This window comes from Sphingomonas sp. QA11 (genome assembly GCF_028473665.1).
GTDB lineage: Bacteria > Pseudomonadota > Alphaproteobacteria > Sphingomonadales > Sphingomonadaceae > Sphingomonas > Sphingomonas phytovorans.
The window spans coordinates 3417281-3433882 of record NZ_CP098774.1; the positions used below are offsets into that span (position 1 = coordinate 3417281).

At 63.4% G+C, this 16602-nt stretch carries 20 protein-coding genes and 1 tRNA gene; 11 read left to right on the plus strand and 10 right to left on the minus strand.

Annotated features, from left to right (window positions below; genetic code table 11):
- Positions 1-11: 11 nt before the first annotated feature.
- A complete protein-coding gene (locus NDN01_RS15890; protein ID WP_272622734.1) occupies positions 12-1310 on the minus strand; it encodes a methyltransferase family protein in 1299 nt (432 codons plus the stop codon).
- A gap of 134 nt (positions 1311-1444) precedes the next feature.
- On the opposite strand from NDN01_RS15890, the gene NDN01_RS15895 reads away from it, so the two are divergent.
- From NDN01_RS15895 to mtnA, 5 genes are all read left to right on the plus strand, one after another.
- Positions 1445-1518: transfer RNA gene (locus NDN01_RS15895), tRNA-Gly, on the plus strand.
- Between the two features lie 24 nt (positions 1519-1542).
- Positions 1543-2172 (plus strand): methylthioribulose 1-phosphate dehydratase, encoded by a 630-nt coding sequence (locus NDN01_RS15900; RefSeq protein ID WP_272622735.1) that lies wholly within the window; start codon positions 1543-1545, stop codon positions 2170-2172.
- The gene (locus NDN01_RS15905) at positions 2169-2726 is read left to right on the plus strand and encodes a 1,2-dihydroxy-3-keto-5-methylthiopentene dioxygenase (RefSeq protein WP_272622736.1); all 558 of its coding nucleotides are present in this window, start codon (positions 2169-2171) and stop codon (positions 2724-2726) included. The genes NDN01_RS15900 and NDN01_RS15905 overlap by 4 nt, the downstream gene beginning before the upstream one ends.
- Positions 2727-3362, plus strand: coding sequence for an acireductone synthase (gene mtnC, locus NDN01_RS15910; RefSeq protein WP_272622737.1), 636 nt, complete (start codon positions 2727-2729; stop codon positions 3360-3362).
- Positions 3359-4390, plus strand: coding sequence for an S-methyl-5-thioribose-1-phosphate isomerase (mtnA, locus tag NDN01_RS15915; protein ID WP_272622738.1), 1032 nt, complete (start codon positions 3359-3361; stop codon positions 4388-4390). Before mtnC ends, mtnA begins: the two co-directional genes overlap by 4 nt.
- Before the next feature lie 147 nt (positions 4391-4537).
- Here the strand turns inward: mtnA and NDN01_RS15920 are convergent, their stop codons facing one another.
- Complete coding sequence (locus NDN01_RS15920; RefSeq protein WP_272622739.1) at positions 4538-5680, minus strand: aminotransferase; 1143 nt, start codon at positions 5678-5680, stop codon at positions 4538-4540.
- A 181-nt stretch (positions 5681-5861) separates the two neighbouring features.
- Between NDN01_RS15920 and NDN01_RS15925 the strand changes: the two genes are divergently transcribed.
- The 5 genes from NDN01_RS15925 to NDN01_RS15945 all read left to right on the plus strand — a co-directional run bounded on the left by NDN01_RS15925 (position 5862) and on the right by NDN01_RS15945 (position 8845).
- Entirely contained in the window at positions 5862-6791 is a 930-nt protein-coding gene (locus NDN01_RS15925; protein WP_272622740.1) for an HPr kinase/phosphorylase, read from the plus strand.
- Positions 6792-6844: 53 nt separating this feature from the next.
- Positions 6845-7696, plus strand: a complete 852-nt coding sequence (locus tag NDN01_RS15930; protein ID WP_443025128.1) for a sulfotransferase domain-containing protein — start codon at positions 6845-6847, stop codon at positions 7694-7696.
- A complete protein-coding gene (locus tag NDN01_RS15935; protein WP_272622742.1) occupies positions 7693-7950 on the plus strand; it encodes a PqqD family protein in 258 nt (85 codons plus the stop codon). Before NDN01_RS15930 ends, NDN01_RS15935 begins: the two co-directional genes overlap by 4 nt.
- 19 nt (positions 7951-7969) lie before the next feature.
- Positions 7970-8398, plus strand: coding sequence for a lasso peptide biosynthesis B2 protein (locus tag NDN01_RS15940; RefSeq protein ID WP_272622743.1), 429 nt, complete (start codon positions 7970-7972; stop codon positions 8396-8398).
- Between the two features lie 147 nt (positions 8399-8545).
- On the plus strand, positions 8546-8845 hold the full coding sequence (locus tag NDN01_RS15945) for a DUF6916 family protein (protein WP_272622744.1): 300 nt from the start codon (positions 8546-8548) through the stop codon (positions 8843-8845).
- Here NDN01_RS15945 and NDN01_RS15950 read toward each other — a convergent pair.
- From NDN01_RS15950 to NDN01_RS15975, 6 genes are all read right to left on the minus strand, one after another.
- A complete protein-coding gene (locus NDN01_RS15950; RefSeq protein ID WP_272622745.1) occupies positions 8838-9383 on the minus strand; it encodes a GNAT family N-acetyltransferase in 546 nt (181 codons plus the stop codon). The genes NDN01_RS15945 and NDN01_RS15950 overlap by 8 nt on opposite strands.
- Before the next feature lie 27 nt (positions 9384-9410).
- Entirely contained in the window at positions 9411-9950 is a 540-nt protein-coding gene (locus tag NDN01_RS15955) for a phage tail protein (RefSeq protein ID WP_272622746.1), read from the minus strand.
- A 15-nt stretch (positions 9951-9965) separates the two neighbouring features.
- Complete coding sequence (locus NDN01_RS15960) at positions 9966-10517, minus strand: phage tail protein (protein WP_272622747.1); 552 nt, start codon at positions 10515-10517, stop codon at positions 9966-9968.
- Positions 10518-10553: 36 nt separating this feature from the next.
- A complete protein-coding gene (locus NDN01_RS15965; RefSeq protein WP_272622748.1) occupies positions 10554-11084 on the minus strand; it encodes a phage tail protein in 531 nt (176 codons plus the stop codon).
- A 554-nt stretch (positions 11085-11638) separates the two neighbouring features.
- On the minus strand, positions 11639-13552 hold the full coding sequence (locus tag NDN01_RS15970; protein WP_272622749.1) for an asparagine synthase-related protein: 1914 nt from the start codon (positions 13550-13552) through the stop codon (positions 11639-11641).
- Entirely contained in the window at positions 13549-14760 is a 1212-nt protein-coding gene (locus tag NDN01_RS15975) for a hypothetical protein (RefSeq protein ID WP_272622750.1), read from the minus strand. The genes NDN01_RS15970 and NDN01_RS15975 overlap by 4 nt, the downstream gene beginning before the upstream one ends.
- A gap of 95 nt (positions 14761-14855) precedes the next feature.
- On the opposite strand from NDN01_RS15975, the gene NDN01_RS15980 reads away from it, so the two are divergent.
- A complete protein-coding gene (locus tag NDN01_RS15980) occupies positions 14856-15455 on the plus strand; it encodes an aspartyl/asparaginyl beta-hydroxylase domain-containing protein (protein ID WP_272622751.1) in 600 nt (199 codons plus the stop codon).
- A 6-nt stretch (positions 15456-15461) separates the two neighbouring features.
- Here NDN01_RS15980 and NDN01_RS15985 read toward each other — a convergent pair whose 3' ends face one another.
- Positions 15462-15905 (minus strand): PilZ domain-containing protein, encoded by a 444-nt coding sequence (locus NDN01_RS15985; RefSeq protein WP_272622752.1) that lies wholly within the window; start codon positions 15903-15905, stop codon positions 15462-15464.
- 102 nt (positions 15906-16007) lie between these two features.
- Positions 16008-16541 (minus strand): bifunctional adenosylcobinamide kinase/adenosylcobinamide-phosphate guanylyltransferase, encoded by a 534-nt coding sequence (gene cobU / locus NDN01_RS15990; protein WP_272622753.1) that lies wholly within the window; start codon positions 16539-16541, stop codon positions 16008-16010.
- Positions 16542-16602: the final 61 nt, after the last annotated feature.

The window sequence follows — 16602 nt, forward strand, 5'->3', positions numbered from 1 at the left end:
AAGGGGGCGTCTCAATCGCGCGCCGAAGCCTGCCTGCCCAGCATCCAAGCGATGAAGCGCGGTACCATGGCATTGCGCGCCATCCAGTCGGAATAGTCGCGATAGGCCGGATCGAGGCCGAGGTGACGCTCCTCCGTCTTCGCCCGCCAGTAATAAACCCCGCTGACCGCGCACATCAGCAGCACGGCGCGGGCAGCGTCGACGAAACTGCCCGTGGTCAGGAAAGGGATGGTCGAGATCCACCAGAACAGGTTCTTCGACAGATAGGCCGGGTGGCGCGAAAAGGCATAGGGACCATGAGTCAGGATGCCGCGATGAGTCAGGTTGGAGAAGCGGAAGCCGAAGGCGATCGTCGCCCAGGCGTAGATGGCGGTGAGCCCGACCAGGATCGCCCCGACCAGCGACAGCAACACCGGATGGCCCTGGAACCAGTGAGTCCAGTCAGCCGTGCCGACATGATAGTCGAGCGGGCCGCCATCGCTCATCAGGATGAAGGGCGGGTAGCAGATCAGCGCCGCCATCCAGCCCGCCGCATAGGGGTTGGCAGTGCGGATGTGCGAATCGAGCGGGCGTAGTGCAACGATATAGCCGACGGTCGCGAAAGCGACGTCGATGGTGAACATGAAGGTGATCAGCCAGTTCGCCAGCGCGACGGGATCGTGGAGCAGCCGGCTTGTGTCGGCGCGGATGAATTCGCCGAAGCCGCCGGGCACGATCGCGACCATGAAGGCGGTGAAGAACGCCTTCACGCCCCAGCTGCGCAGATGATTGTAGATCGCCTCCCGATCGATCGGCTCGTTCAGGCCCATCAGCCAGGCACCGAGTGACCAGCAGCCGTCCTTCGGCTCCACCGCGTAGCGATCCAGCCAGATGATATAGGGAATCGAGGCGACGAAGAGCATCGGCGCGGCCACGCCGAAACACCCCATGGCAAAGGCGAAATCGCCCTCCCAGTAGAAGCGCCCGGTGCCATAGATCAGCGCAATGCCGGCCCAGGTGAGCCACAGGCCCGCAAGCTTGGTCAGGCTGACATCGATCGTCTCGCGCCACGGCTTCGCGGTCGACCAGTCGAGCCCGGTGGTGGGATTGCGGTGGACCTTGTCGACGAACACCGACCACAGGATCATCGGCAGCGCGCAGGCAGCGACATTGACCAGGGCTGCATAAGGCCCGTCCATGCCGATCCAGCGCGCGATACCGACCCAGGTGAGCAGCCCGGCCAGGCCAGCCAGTCCTACACCGGTGCTGACGGCGGATCCGGGCCGCGAATCGGCCTTGGCGGCAGTCACGAGAGACGCGTCATGGAACATCGCGCGGGAATAGCGCGGGAATGGTAAGCAAGCCGTGAAGGATAGCCCGCGCGCGGCCGCTTGTCGCTTTCGGCACCAATCGCGAACGGCGCGGGTTGCGTGGATCGACGCTTGCCGGTAATTCGCCCCTCAGCGCGGGTATAGCACAATGGTAGTGCAGCAGCCTTCCAAGCTGAATACACGGGTTCGATTCCCGTTACCCGCTCCAAGCCTTCACGAGGATGCGCATCGCATGGCCGCCACCACGCTTGCCGAGGCGAGGGCCGCGATCGTCGCGGTCGGGCGCTGGCTCGACGGCAAGGGCTGGGCGCCGGCGACCGCCGGCAATTACTCGATGCGGCTTGACGACGGGACCTTCGCGGTGACCGTGTCGGGCCGGCACAAGGGCCGCCTTACCGAAGATGACGTGATGCGGGTCGATGCCGGCGGCAGGTCGCTCGACGGCAAGAAGCCGTCTGCCGAGACCGCGCTGCACCTCGCGCTCTACCGCGAGTTTCCGGGTGCGGGCGCTGTGCTGCACAGCCATTCGCCCGCCGCCGTGGGGTTGAGCCGGGCGTTTCCCGATGCCTCCTACAAGCTCGCTGGACATGAGATGCTGAAGGCGCTGCCCGGCATCGTCACGCACGAGACAAGTGTCGGCCTGCCCATCGTCGACAACAGCCAGGACATGGCGGTGATCGATGCTGCGATAGCACCGCGATTGCTGGCACCCGAGGCAGTGCCGGCCTATCTTATCCGTGGCCACGGCCTTTACGGCTGGGGCCGCGACATGGCCGAGGCTGAACGGGTGATCGAGGCGGTCGAATGGATGATCGCCGCCGAACTGGCCGAGGCGGGTTTCCGAAAAGGGAGCGAGGCATGAGCCATTTGCAGGTTTTCGACGAAAGCGACGCGACCGCGCCGCTGCTCGATACGTCTGACGGCGAGGCGATCGCCGCCGAGCTGGCGACGATCGGCGTCAAGTTCGAGCGCTGGCCGACACGCCCCCTGCCCGATGTGGCGGCGATCCTCGACGTCTATGCCCCGGAGATCAAACGACTGAAGGCCGAGGCCGGCTATCAATCGGTCGATGTGGTGGCGCTCGCCCCGGATCATCCCGATCGCGCCATGCTGCGCGGCAAATTCCTGTCCGAACATACGCATGGTGAGGACGAAGTGCGCTTCTTCGTCGACGGCGAAGGGCTGTTCACGCTCCATGAAAGCGGGCGCGTGTTCAACATGCTGTGCACCACCGGCGACCTGATCTCCGTGCCGGCCGGCATGAAGCACTGGTTCGACATGGGCCCGACACCGCGCTTCACCGCAATCCGGCTGTTCGTGAACCCGGACGGCTGGGTGGCGCGCTTTACGGGCGATATGATCGCCGATCGCTTTCCGCGCCACGAACCGGCCTCCCAAGAACAAATGCCCGCCTGAATGCCCCACGCCATCCTGACCGACATCGAGGGTACGACCTCAAGCATCGCCTTCGTGACGGAGACTCTGTTCCCCTATGCTCGCGAGCGGCTGCCGGCGTTCGTCGCGGCGCATCCGGACGAGACTGCGCCGATCCTGGCCGATGTCGCGGCGGCCGAGCCGGGCGATCCGGTCGCGACGCTCACACGCTGGATCGACGAGGATCGCAAGGCGACCCCGCTCAAGACGCTGCAGGGAATGATCTGGGAGGACGGGTATCGCGAGGGCGCGTTCACCGGGCACATTTATGCCGATGCCGTGGCGGCGTTGCGACGGTGGCACGCGGCGGGAATCGCACTTTACGTCTTCTCGTCAGGATCGGTTGCGGCGCAGAAACTGCTGTTCGGGCATAGCGATGCGGGCGACCTGACGCCACTTTTCTCGGGCTATTTCGACACGACGACCGGGCCGAAGCGAGAAGCGGTGTCCTACACGGCGATCGCCAAGGCTATCGGGCTCGATCCAGCGGACATCCTGTTCCTGTCGGACACGCCGCAGGAAATCGCCGCCGCCCGTGCGGCCGACATGCAGACCCTGCTGATCGACCGCGACGGTGGCACCGGCGACATTACGACCTTCGGGGATATCGCAGCATGAAGCTCGACGGCACGCACCAGCGATCGATCAGGCGCACCCAGGATGGACGCGGCGCCTGCATCATGGACCAGCGCGAGCTGCCGTGGAAAATCATGTGGGTCGAACTGCGCAGCACCGCCGAGGCCGAACGGGCGATCCGCGAGATGTGGACGCGCGGGGCGCCGCTGATCGGCGCGACCGCCGCTTATGGCCTCGCGATGGCACTGGCCGAGGATGGATCGGACGAGGCGCTCGATTCAGCTTATGCAACCTTGCTCGCCGCGCGACCGACGGCGGTCAACCTGCGCTGGGCGCTCGACAAGGTTGCGGAGGCGGTGCGCCCGCTGCCCCCGGCTGGGCGATCCGCCGCGGCCTTCGCCCGGGCGGATGCGATCTGCGACGAGGATGTCGAGCTCAACCGGGCGATCGGCGAGCACGGGCTCGACCTGTTCCGCGCGCTCCATGCGAAGAATCCGGACCGGCCGCTCAACATCCTGACTCACTGCAATGCAGGCTGGCTCGCAACGGTCGATTACGGCACCGCGACCGCGCCGATCTATCTGGCGCACGACGCGGGCATCCCGGTGCATGTCTGGGTCGACGAGACGCGGCCACGCAACCAGGGCGCGCTGCTGACGGCCTTCGAGCTGGCCGGGCACGGCGTACCCCACACGGTGATCGCCGATAATGCCGGTGGACATCTGATGATGCAGGGCCAAGTCGATGCGGTGATCGTCGGGACTGACCGGGTCACCGCCAATGGCGATGTGTGCAACAAGATCGGGACGTATCTGAAAGCGCTGGCGGCGAAGGACAATGACGTGCCCTTCTACGTCGCGCTGCCTTACACGACATTCGATGCCGACACGGCGACGGGTGCTGATGTGCCGATCGAGGAGCGAAGCGGGGATGAGGTCACGCATGTCGTCGGCGAAGGCGGGAGCATTCGGGTGACGGCTTCGAGAGCGGCCAATCCGGCGTTCGATGTGACGCCGGCGCGGCTCGTGACCGGGTATCTGACCGAGCGGGGCCTGGTGGAGAAGGTCTGACGATTAATGTCACACTCTCCAACAAAAGCGCGGCTCCTTATATACTTACAAGATATTGATATATAAAGATATTGTAAGAATCATCTAAAGTTCGTCACTGCCCGGAATGGCGCAGGGGCATGACAAAAGTGCCCTGACTTCGGCCGTTCAGGGCCGCCTCGCCATCCGCTCAAGCGCTGCATCAAGCGTGGCATCCTGCTTGGCGAAGCACAGCCGCACCACGCTCGTCACCGGGTGCCTTGCGTAGAAGGCGGAGAAGGGCACTGACACCACCCCGGCCTCTTCGATCAGCCAGTTGCAGAACTGGACATCGTCCATATTCACGCCCGAGCGCGGCAGGTCGATTGCCAGGAAATAGGTCGCGGCACTCGGCAATACCGCATAGCCGAGCTTCTCAAGCCCCGCTGCCAGCCGGTCGCGCGAACGCTGGTAACCGGCGCGCATGCCGGTGAAATAGGCCACGTCCTTGCCCAGCCCAAAGGCAGCGCCGGCCTGAAGATTGGGCGGGGTGGTGAAGGTCAGGAACTGGTGCGCCTTGGCGAGAATCTGGGCGATCGGCGGGGCGGCGCACATCCAGCCGACCTTCCAGCCGGTCAGCGAGAAGATCTTGCCGGCCGAACCGATCTTCACCGTCCGCTCCCGCATGCCAGGCAGGGCGATCAGCGGGCGGTGCGTGGCGCCATCGAACACGACATGTTCCCACACCTCGTCGCAGACCGCGATCGCATCGTGGCTGACGCAGAAATCGGCGAGCAGCATCAGCTCAGCGTCCGTCATCATCGTGCCGGTCGGGTTGAGCGGGTTGTTCAGGATCAGCAACCTCGTGCGATCGCTTGCGACGGCCGCCAGCGCTTCGGCAGTGATGCGCCATTCGGGCGGCTCAAGCCTGACCAGCTTCGCTACGCCACCGGCGCGTTCGACCAGCGGTAGATAGGCGTCGTAGAGCGGCTGAAACATCACCACTTCGTCGCCCGGGGTGACCAGCGCGAAGATCGCCGCGGCCAGCGCTTCGGTCGCGCCCGAGGTGACGATCACCTCCTTCGGCGCGAGATCGAGCCCCTGATGCACGCGGTAGTGATCGACGACAGCCTGGCGCAACGCCGCGGTACCGGCCATCGGCGGATATTGGTTCGACTCTTCGAGCAGGGCTCGGGAAGCCTCGGCGAGGACGTCCTCCGGGCCGCGGCCATCGGGAAAGCCCTGACCGAGGTTGATCGCGCCGGTTTCCCGCGCGCGGGCCGACATGGCCTCGAAGATAGTGGTGCCGAGAGACGCATAGATCGGGTTCATCGCGCCTCCATGCCGCACCATGACGCGACGCGCCAGCTTTTGCCCCGTACCGGGATGCAAGACGCTTGATCGCAAGGCAAAATCGCCGTCGAAAGGTTGCAGCGCACATATCGATCGACCACAATGCGCGGAGCGTCGCCGCGACCGGCATCCGGGTCCGCGACATGTCAGGGGTGCGGATTTGTTTTCCTATCTGGTTTCGGGGCTTAGCGTTTCCAGCGAGGTTGCCCTACCGGGCCTGATCGCACTGGAAGCAGGGGATTCGCAGGGCGCCGACGTCACGATCCGCGCAGGCGCGGTGCCCAGGGCGCTCGACGATGCAGAGACTGACGGGCCCAACTGGCAGATCGCCCCGAATCGGTTCCTGTTCGAAATCCCCGACGTGATACGCATGCTGCTGACGGGCGGCCGCGAGATCTTGTTCGAGCCCGAAACAGGCACCAGCCCCGAAGAGGCGGCGATCTTCCTCAGCGGAACCGGTTTTGGCATCCTCCTCCACCAGCGGGGGCGCGTGGTGCTACACGCAAGCGCGGTACGGGTGCGGGACAGCGCGATATTGTTCTGCGGCCCTTCGGGCGCCGGGAAATCCACCCTGGCGGCCGCGTTGGTCGATGCCGGATACGACCTCGTCACGGACGATTTCTGCGGCGTGTCGATCCACGCCGACGGCGTGCCCTGGGTCGAGCCCGACGGACGCCAGTTGAAGCTGTGGCAGAATTCGATCGACCGGCTCGCGCTGATCGAGCGTCGTGCAGCGCCGGTACGCCCCGAACTCCAGAAATATTATGTCGAGCCGCGGGCCGCCACCGCCGCCGCGCTGCCGCTCGCGGCAATCTATGTGCTGCGCGAGGCGCGACCGCCGCACGCGCCGGGGATCGAGCGGCCCAACATCGTCGATGGCGGGCTGATGATACGCAACAATGCCTATCGTCCCGGGATGGTGCGACGCATGGGGCAGGCCGATCTCTATTTCCGCGCTGCCGCCGCGATCGCCCAACGCGCGGGCATATTCACCCTGAGCCGGGAACTCGACTTCAAGCGTTTCCCCGAGGTGATCCGCTGGCTGGAAGCGCATTGGCGCGATCTCGGCCTGATGGAACCCGCGACTTGAAGCGGATCATCTGGCTCGCCTCCTATCCGAAATCGGGCAACACCTGGTTCCGGATGCTGGTGGCGAACCTGCGACAGGACGAGCCAGCCGACATCAACGACCTGCCCGAACGGGAAGGCATTTCCAGCGCGCGAGGCCGCTTCGACGATATTATGCTGTTCCCGTCGGGCCTGTTGACCCATGAGGAAAGCGACCGCTTGCGGCCCCGCGTTTATGAAGCGATCGCCCGGGAAACCAATGACGAGGCAGAAGAAAACGAGACGCGCATCGGTGATGTACGTTTTGTGAAGACTCACGATGCCTGGACCTACACCAGGGACGGCCAGCCTTTGCTGGGTGGCAGCAAGGGCGCCCAAGGTGCGATCGTGATCGTACGGGACCCCCGCGACGTCGCGCCGAGCCTCGCCCATCATGGCAGGCAGCCGATCGATCAGTCGATCGATTTCATGAACGACACCGAAGCGCATTTCTGTGGCCAGCGGGACCGGCAACCAAAGCAGCTTCGCCAGCTCATGCCACGGTGGGACGGCCATATTGCAAGCTGGCTCGACCAGACTGATATCCCGATCCATCTCGTTCGTTATGAGGACATGCAGGCCGATACGGCAGGCGTGCTCCAGCGAGCGCTGGCCTTTGCGGGCATCAGGGTAACGCCCGACGAGGCCACGCAAGCCGCCCGCTTTGCCGATTTCAGCGAATTGCGAAAACAGGAAGCTGAGCGAGGCTTTAGAGAAGCCGTTACGGAGCAACGAGGTAGCGGCTTTTTTCGTCGTGGTATATCGGGGGCATGGCTCGACGAACTCAGCAGCGCGCAGGTCGCCCGAATAGAGGGACACCATGCAGCGATGATGGCTCGGCTGGGCTATGACACGGTGATCGCCCCCGACGAAAGGATTGCGAGTTGATCGAGCGCAACGGAGACTGGCTCAGTGCCCGGGTGGGCGACGAGATCATGATGATGAGTCCCGAGCACGGCAAATATATCGGCATGAACGAGGTGGGTGCGCGCATCTGGGAACTGATCGAGACACCGCGGGATGCCGCCACGCTCTATGCCGAGTTGCAGCGAGAATTCGACGTGTCGCCTATGGATTGCGAGACCGAAGTGAATATCTTCCTGGCGGAGATGGAGAAGCATGGCGCAATCAGCCGCTCATAGGCTTCGCACCGCCCTCTTGATGGGCCCGCGCCGGCAACTGCTCGTCGCCGAGGCGTGCATCAGCATGCTCGTCGCGCGGGTCTCGCTTGCCATTTTCCCGTTCCGTCGGGTTGCGAAGAGCTTCGGCGTGATGGTGCCGCCGAACGACCCCAGGGTGCTCGCCTATGCTGACGGCGCGACCGAGGAGCAGGCGCGGACAGCGCGAATGGTCAGCTGGGCGGTGCGCGTGAGCGCGCCCCATATGCCATTCCGATCGGTGTGCCTGCAGCAGGCGATGGCAGCCCATGCCATGCTCAAGCGCCGTCGCATCGTGAGCATCATGCACTTCGGCGCGGGCAAGGGTGAAGGAAAACCGATCGATGCCCATGCCTGGCTCGATGCGGCCGGCGTGAAGGTGACGGGCTACCCGGTGGCGCCGACGCTCGCGGAGCTGGGTTGCTTCGTTTGAACCGTCTCTCGCCAGATTGCACAGATCTGGTGATATTCTGGCCTGCACCGGCGCCGGTGATCCGAGGCAATCTTGATTGTGCACCGTCGATCGGGCATTCCCACGCTCCGTGGCGCTATCAATTGCTGCGCTTGAAGGGGGGAATGAATGCTCGACAGGATATTGACGTATGAGGATTTCGAGCCTCACGTGGGGACCGATTTCACCGTCCTCCATGCCGGCGACACCCCGATCATTCTCAATCTGCTCGAAGCCACCGCATTGAAGAAATTCGGCGGCGAGGATAGCCGTGCGCCCTTCGGACTGCTGTTTCAGTCATCCTACCAGGACGTGATACCGCAGCAGCTCTTCACACTGCAGCACGACGCTATGGGGAAACTAGGGATATTCCTCGTACCGACCGCGCAGAACGCCACCGGCACCCAATATTACGCAACGTTCAACTGATTGCGGCCTGGGCACCTTCTACCGGGCAATCCATTTCGAGATAAACCTCGCCGTCGTCGATCTCGACGAAACCAAGCCGACGATAAAGATGTAGCGCCGGATTGAATTTCTCGACGAAGATGCCCAGGCCCTTGCCACGAGCATGCGCGAATTCAATCAGAGCCTTGAGGATGAGGGTGCCCGCACCCTTGCCGCGCTCTTCGAGTAGCAGGACGATATCGGTGATGTGCACCTGCGTGACCCGCTCTTCGAGATAGAGCCTGCCGACCGGCACGCCGTCACGCTCGATCAGGCGATATTCGCAGTTCGGGATGAAATTCCTGTAGTGCGTGCGCTGCGCCTGGAATTGCTGGCTGACGAAAGCAAGCTTCTGCTCAGCGCTCCAGCCAGGAATTTGCGCCAGTTCCTCTTCACGAGTCGACGCGTAAAGCCGCAAGGCTACCGGGGTGTCGTCCTCGGTCTCGGCACGAAGCGTATAACCCAGAGAAAGTAGCGCCGCCGGCAATTGAAATGCCGGCGGCGTAAATATTGTCGTCACGAATTGAACCCCATCAGGGCCGCGGCTTCAGTTCCGCGGCGGGAAGATACCCTGGGTTGCGACACAGAAGTTGAGCGTCAAATATGGCTGAACGTTGCTATGCGGCTGGCTTCCGCCAGCAGGTCCTATTGCAAGCGGCGACATGTTGACCGGAGGGGTCGCGGTTTCGCCCCAGGCGTTGCCGGGACCGGACAAGGACAACAGCGCCGTCGCATTGGGGGTATTGTTCAACTGCGCGGGGGTCGCAATCGCGACAACCGCTGCGTTCACCAAGTGATTATGCGCGGGCATTTCGGTATTCAGTATCGTCACCGACGTTTCGCCCACCGTCTCGCCGAGGACGCGCGGGGTAAGGCCCGGACCATTGCCATTTCCCATCCCGGCGGTGCCATTCAGGTTCGGCAACGCAAAATTGGTCGTGCCGTTGCCGCCATAACTGGTTCCCAGAATCGAGAACAACGCTGTATTTTGGGAAATAGGTATGAGTTGCCCACTCGCCAACAAATAGCCGCGCGGTGGAAAATTGAAGCCGAAAACCCTGACTTCGCCAACAAAAGGTGCGGTCACGATCGATCTCCGATACTAGTTGCGGCTGGGAAAAACACCTTGCAGCGCAATGATGTAATTGAGACAAAGGCTCGGCATGATGTTATCATGCGGCTGATTGCCGCCCTGACTGCCGATCGTGGTCGGCGCAAGCGTCGAGGGGGTCAGCGGATTCGGACCGGGCTGCACATAATAGGTTGCCGTGGTATTCGGATTGCCCTGATCCGGCGACGCCGGGAAGGAGGTCGACACGGGAGTCGGCTGGTTGCCTTTTACTGTCGATGCGAACATCGCATGATTGTGCGCGGGCATCTGGCTGATCGAGAGGACAACACTCTCGGTTCCGCTAGCCTGCCCCACGACATAAGGAGAGAGCCCAGGGCCCTGGCCCTGGCCGATCGGGATACGGCCTTGCAGATCGGGAAGGCCGAAGGTGGTCTGACCATCGCCGCCGAAAGTGGTGCCGACCAAGACGTAGAGCGCATCATTCTGCGCGATGGCCAGCAGCTGGCCGCGACAAAAGGCCCAACCGCGCGGGTTGAAATTGCCTGCGAATATCCTGACTTCACCGAGATATGGGTTGGACATACTATCCTCCGTGCCGATCGGCCGCGTTTCGTTTGACTAGTTGCGCGACGGGAACCGGCCCTGCAACGCGATGCTGTAATTGATGGTCAGATACGGCTGCATGTTGGAGTGCGGCGCATTACCCCCCTGGTTCGCGATTGCGTTGGGCGAGAGCTGCGTCAATTGCGTCTGGACCGCCGCGGCGTAGAAGTCGACAATGGTTGACGTATCGGCCGCGATGGTATGCCCGGCAGGACCACGCTTCGTCGCCGTCGCGGAGGTACCGACCAGCTGATGGGTATGCTGTGGAATCTGGGTGATCAGCAGTTGAACCGTTTCGGTGCCGCTCGTCTGCCCCATTGTATAGCTACCACCGAAAGGCGCCTGCCCCTGGCCGAGCGGTGTGCGCCCCCGCAAATCCGGCAGCGCGAAGGTCTGGACGCCATTGCCGCCATAAGTCGTGCCCAGCAACGAGAAGAGCGCCTGATTCTGCTGGATCGACAGGAGCTGGCCTTGGGCAAGCGCCCATCCGTGAATACTGAAGTCCCACGGGAAGATCCTGATTTCACCGATAAAGGGTTGTGTCATGGCAGCCTCTCAACTTCAGGACGGGAGGCGCCACCGCTAAAACACCCGCCCCCCAGGTGTTGACCGTGAAGACTGTACCCACGTGGGAGGAAGACACAATAGGCTATGACATCGACCGTGCGACTTCCTTGACCAAGCTGCAAACAAAATATTGAATCTACAGCGCAAAAATTATCCACACCAAACCGGTTGCGATTCCTTTGCGCATTTCGAACCGTCGCGGTTAGGAAGCTCGGCACGTCCGGTTGCGCGGGCGTTGACGTTCTGCCATATTATTCCACAAATCCGGGGACTGGCGCAGAGCGCCGCGTTGGGGGACCGCAAGAGATGACATCCACTGACCATAACGCCGCGACGTCGGACGGCTGCGCTGGTGAGATTCGGGATTCCCAGACACGCAAGGCTTGGTCGACGCCACAAGTCATAGTGTCCGTGATGCGGAACAGCGAAAACAACAATAACAGCAACAATTCGGACGTCACCAGCACGGGTATCCAGTTCGGTAATTCCTGAAGCAGTCTTCAAGAGAGATCGAAACGGTCAGGCCCGCGCGGTTAATCGTTGCTGCGATCAAACCATGCGATAAATCGGGCCGCCGCGATCCTCAGGGCGGCCTGTTGCAGATCGAGATGATCTTTGCGGTGGGTCTGCTCGACGCTGGCGATGATTTTATCCAGCACATCGAAATCTAGGTAGCGCGATATTCGCCCGTCGCGATCGAGTGCCCGCGCCGCAGCGAGTGCCGCCGTGGCTGATGCCTTGCCCATTCTGAATTTGTCGGGATCTTCCAGACTATTGCCCAGCGTATGGGACAGCAACGATGCCGGCAGGCGATCGGCAAAGGCCTGGCGCGCGAGATAGCGCTCCAGTCCGCCCTGAAACTGCAGCCTCTCGGGAATCGCCAGACCCAGTTCGACCACGCGCTTGTCGTGGAAGGGGCGCGAGAATTCCAGACCAAGAGCGCCGGCGAGAATGCGCTGCGCGGGCGGACCCGCAGCGGTGTTCCGCAACAATTGGTGATGGCGCGCCTCCCAGCGGCTTTCCGTCTGATATTGCCGATGCAGCCGGGCGGGATCGACCGCACCCCGTGAAATCAATGCACGGGCGAAGCGAGGCGCGACGCCATTTCTCCACCAGAACGGCCTGAAGCCGCGCCGCACCTTGAAGAATACCGACAGCGCCCAGAGTGGGAGCAGCCCGGGCAATACATCGCGGCGTACGACATGATGGATACGGTGCCGCGTCTTGCGCATGCGTAGACGGAATTCACGGACGAAGAGTCGGACGTTGCCGCGCAGCAATATCCGGCCGAGCATGCCGTTCGACCGCATGTTGACCGTATAATCACCGCCATGGCCGTCCATGACCAGTCGGGCACCCGCCGACGCCGCGATCCGGTACATCCCCCGGCGCACATATTGCGTCCCGATCGGATTGTGGGTGGCGGCAAAGGATGTCTCGATATCGTCGAAGGCGTGGTCGTCTCCGCGCGTGTAATAATGCAAATCCATGAACGGGTACGGCCTGAAGGCCTCGACAGCGGCACGCGCGTTGTTGGCGAAGGGGAAGGATTCCCCTTCAGCGAGCACTGACGAAATGGCGATAAGCCTGCCCCCCTGCGTCGCCACGATCGGTCCGGCCAGCGCAGCAATAGTGCCGCTGTCGAAGCCGCCGCTGAAGCACAGGGCGGGCGGCTTGATCAGCCGCCTGACCCGACAGGCGACGGCTTCTTCCAGCGTCGACCGGTACGTCTCCAGGAAATAGGCATCATCCCGGCCGAGATGCCCGACGCCAGCGCACGGCGACCAGTAGCGATGCGAAGACACCGTGCCGCGATCGTCGAACCGCAACACCGTGGCATTGGGCAGGATCGTGATCTCCTCGAACCATGATTGTCCAGGGATTCGATCGACCGCCATCATCAGGCGGCGCCCCAGCGCATCTTCCGACAGGCGGCGCGGCACGCCCTCGACCGCCCAGAGCGCCTGTACATCAGTCGCGAAAACCAGAGCCGTGTCGCCCTGGTGATAAAACAGCCCGCGCTGCCCCATATGATCGCGGCCGAGCAGCAGAACGCGCGACCGCGCGTTCCAGATCGCGAAGGTGAAATCGCCGAGCAGATGCTCGGCAAAGCCGTCACCCCAATGGCGATAGGCAGCGAGAAGGACAGCGCTGTCGGGCATGTCGCGCAATGTCGCTTCGGCTATGCCGATCTTGGCGGCCAGCGCCTCGCGATTGTCGATCCGGGCATCCGCGACCAATGTCAGTTCACCGTCCTGGATCGGCTGCGCCTCGAACCAGTCCTCCCGATTCACCCGCAACAGGCAATGGCCAAGCGCCACCGGCCCCTCCACCACTGTGCGACGGCCGTCCGGTCCATGATGCGCCAGCACGTTCGCCATGCGATTCACGTCGCGCGACGAAGCGGGTTCGCCATCGAACCGGAGGATGCCGAAGAGCGCGCTCATTTTGCGCCGGCGCGGCGAAGCCCTTCGAGGTGCCGATAGGGTTCGTCCATGTACAGCGCGGCGATGGCGCGAAGACCGTCCTTCGCTTCCTGTTGCTTGTCCCCGCTGTCGTGCACGAACCTTTCGTTCGGCGCCTTGGCATTGCGACCCGACGCTGTCGCGAGCGCAGCCAGTGCTTCCTCATCCGGTGCCATGCCGAAATGCGGGAGAATGCGCGTCTCCATCGCTTCCGGAAGCTCCGAATAATTGACGAGCATGCCGCCGCCCAGGCCGAGATGCTCGATCACGGCTTCAGCGGTTCGCCCCAGCGCACGGGCCGCATAGTGATCCGGCGGCATCGCCATGCTTTCATCGATGCCATAGGGGTCGAAGGACATCGCCCCGAATACTGTCTGCGCCCCGGCCATGCGCGCGTGCGACACGAGGATCTCGACCGGGTCCCGGTACAGGAAAATCCAGGGCGTTTCCGGAAAAGCCTGTCGGAACAGCGGCAGGGCGAGCGTATGCCAACTGTCGAGCTTGACGATATAGTGACCCGCTCCGCCCATCCGGTCCCGACCCAGCGCCCCGACCACCGCGCGGACCAGCCTCAGCCTTTCGTCGATCGGCAGATCAGTCCGCACGGTCGCAAGCTGAACGATCGTATCGATCGGCACCGCTTCGGATACGACGACGTTCCGCGCATCGGCAGCAGCCATCTGCGAAACCAGGGTCGATCCGCAGCGCGACTGGTGAAAGACGAAGCCGGCGGGAACAGGCGGATTCTCGCCGACCGAATTGAGCAGCGTCGACAATGGCGTGCGCGGCCGGAGCAGACGATTGAGCGGGCGATGGCGCGCACGGCGTAGCGAATCCTCGAAAAAGGAATCGACCAGAGGCAACCCGCTGAAATGCGCCCAATCCACCGCGAGTTCGCCGGAACTGGGCACAATAGCGACCGGCAACCAATCCCCGTCCGGCGCGGTGCGACTGGTGACCGGCGCGCCGCTGAAACGCCAGATACCGAGCGGATCGGGAGTCAGCCCTGCATTCGCCTCGTCAGCGGTCATCGCGATGCCAGCATCCGCCGCGGCGGAGAGCAGCGCTTCGACAAAGACTCCCTGGTCGACAATCATGCTCAATCGTTGCTGCAGCGCAGGATCGGCCATCACCAGGGCGCGGAAGCGGTCGATCGGTGCGGCCGCGTGAAGAAGGCTTGAGTCTGTCATGAAGGACCGCGAACGATTTCTTTCCAACCGCCCCCGCGGTCGATAGGCTAAACCGGAAAACGGGCGTCGCGCCCGCGTCGGATACCTTGCCTATCATGCTCGTAACGCAGCGCCAATCGCCCTTCATCTTCGCTGATCGTTTGCGCCTTCCGGTCGCGTTCGACCCCGCCGGCCTGCGCGACGACCTCGAGAGGATCGCCAACGCGACCTGGGTCGATCATTTCGTGAAGCAGAATTACGAGGGCGACTGGAGCGTGCTACCCCTACGCTACAGCGCCGGCGCGACTCATCCGATCATGCAGGCCTATTCCGACCCGACGGTCACGGCATTCGACGAAAGCCCGCTTCTCGACCATGCCCCCCATATCCGCGGGGCGATGGCCTGGTTCCAATGCCCGCTCCAGACCGTGCGGCTGATGCGCCTGACCCCGGGGTCGATCATCAAGGAGCATTTCGATCACGATCTCGCCGCCGAATGGGGCACAGCGCGGATTCATATCCCGATCACGACGAACCCGCAGGTCGAGTTCATGGTCAACCGCGAACCCGTGGCCATGGATCCGGGAAGCGTCTGGTATCTGCGCCTGTCGGACCCGCACAGCGTGGCCAATCGCGGCACTACCGACCGGGTCCATCTGGTGATCGACTGCACCGCCAACGACTGGCTGACGGAACAGCTCGCCGCAGGGACCTGAGTTGGTTCAGACCGGCCAGAGCGAGACGACGCACAGGATGAAGGCGCCGATGGCGAGGGAGGCGAGCAACGCCCTGCCCCATCTCGGCCGGACCGCTGTCCCTTCAGGGCGCACGAGCGGAACGACGACCGGTGCGGGATTGAGCGCCTCGCTGAGCTGATAGAAAGTGATCGGGGTCACGAACTCGCAGCCATAGCCATTGGGGCCTCGCCGGGCGACGACGGCGGCGTTGACCCGCGTGCCCGCAATGCCGATCCAGATCATCGCTTCGGCATCCAGTGCCTCGGACGTCTCCATGCGGAAACCCGTCATCGACAGATCGTAGATCAGGACGTCGAGAGGCAAGCCGTCGTCGGACGCGCGCAACGTCGCATCGACCAGCACCGGATACCGGGGGGCACCGCGTCGTTCTTCAGGATCGGAACGGTAAACGCGCGCAATCAGGGCCATCTTCACTCCGACACCAGGGCAGGCGCCGAGAATCGGTGGATTAGATTACCAAAAGCTTAGTAGCGCCTTCTTCAGCCGGCATTTCCGGCAGCCGCGCCCCATTTATTTCAACCGCAGGGTAAGCCCGGCGACCGCAAGATCCACGGTGTCGACCGCCGCCGCGACGCGCTGGTTGATTTCGCCGGCCAGGTCGCGGAACCGCCGTGCCAGCGCATTGTCGGGCACGATGCCCAGGCCGACTTCGTTCGAGACGAGGATGATGCGCGCCGGGCTCGAGGCGATCGCCGACAGCAAGGCGTCGGTGCGGGATTGCCCGTCTTCCCCGGCGAGGAGCAGGTTCGAGGCCCAGAGAGTCAGGCAGTCGACCAGCAACACCGTCCCGACAACTCCCGCCGCCCCGATCGCCCCGGCGAGATCGATCGGCGCCTCGACCGTGCGCCAGCGTGGCCCCCGGTCAGCGCGGTGACGCGCGATCTTCGCGGTCATTTCAGCATCGAACGCCTGGGCCGTCGCGATGAAGACGAGATCGCCCTCAAGCGATTCAGCCGCCGCCTGAGCGTGACGGCTCTTGCCCGAACGCGCGCCGCCCAGCACGAACAGACTCCGGCCAAAAGCTTGCACCAACCGCTCTCCCATGCGCGAGCTCTTGTCCCGCCCGCCCGGATTGGCGAAGGCAGGCCCCGGAGCGCAAGGAAAA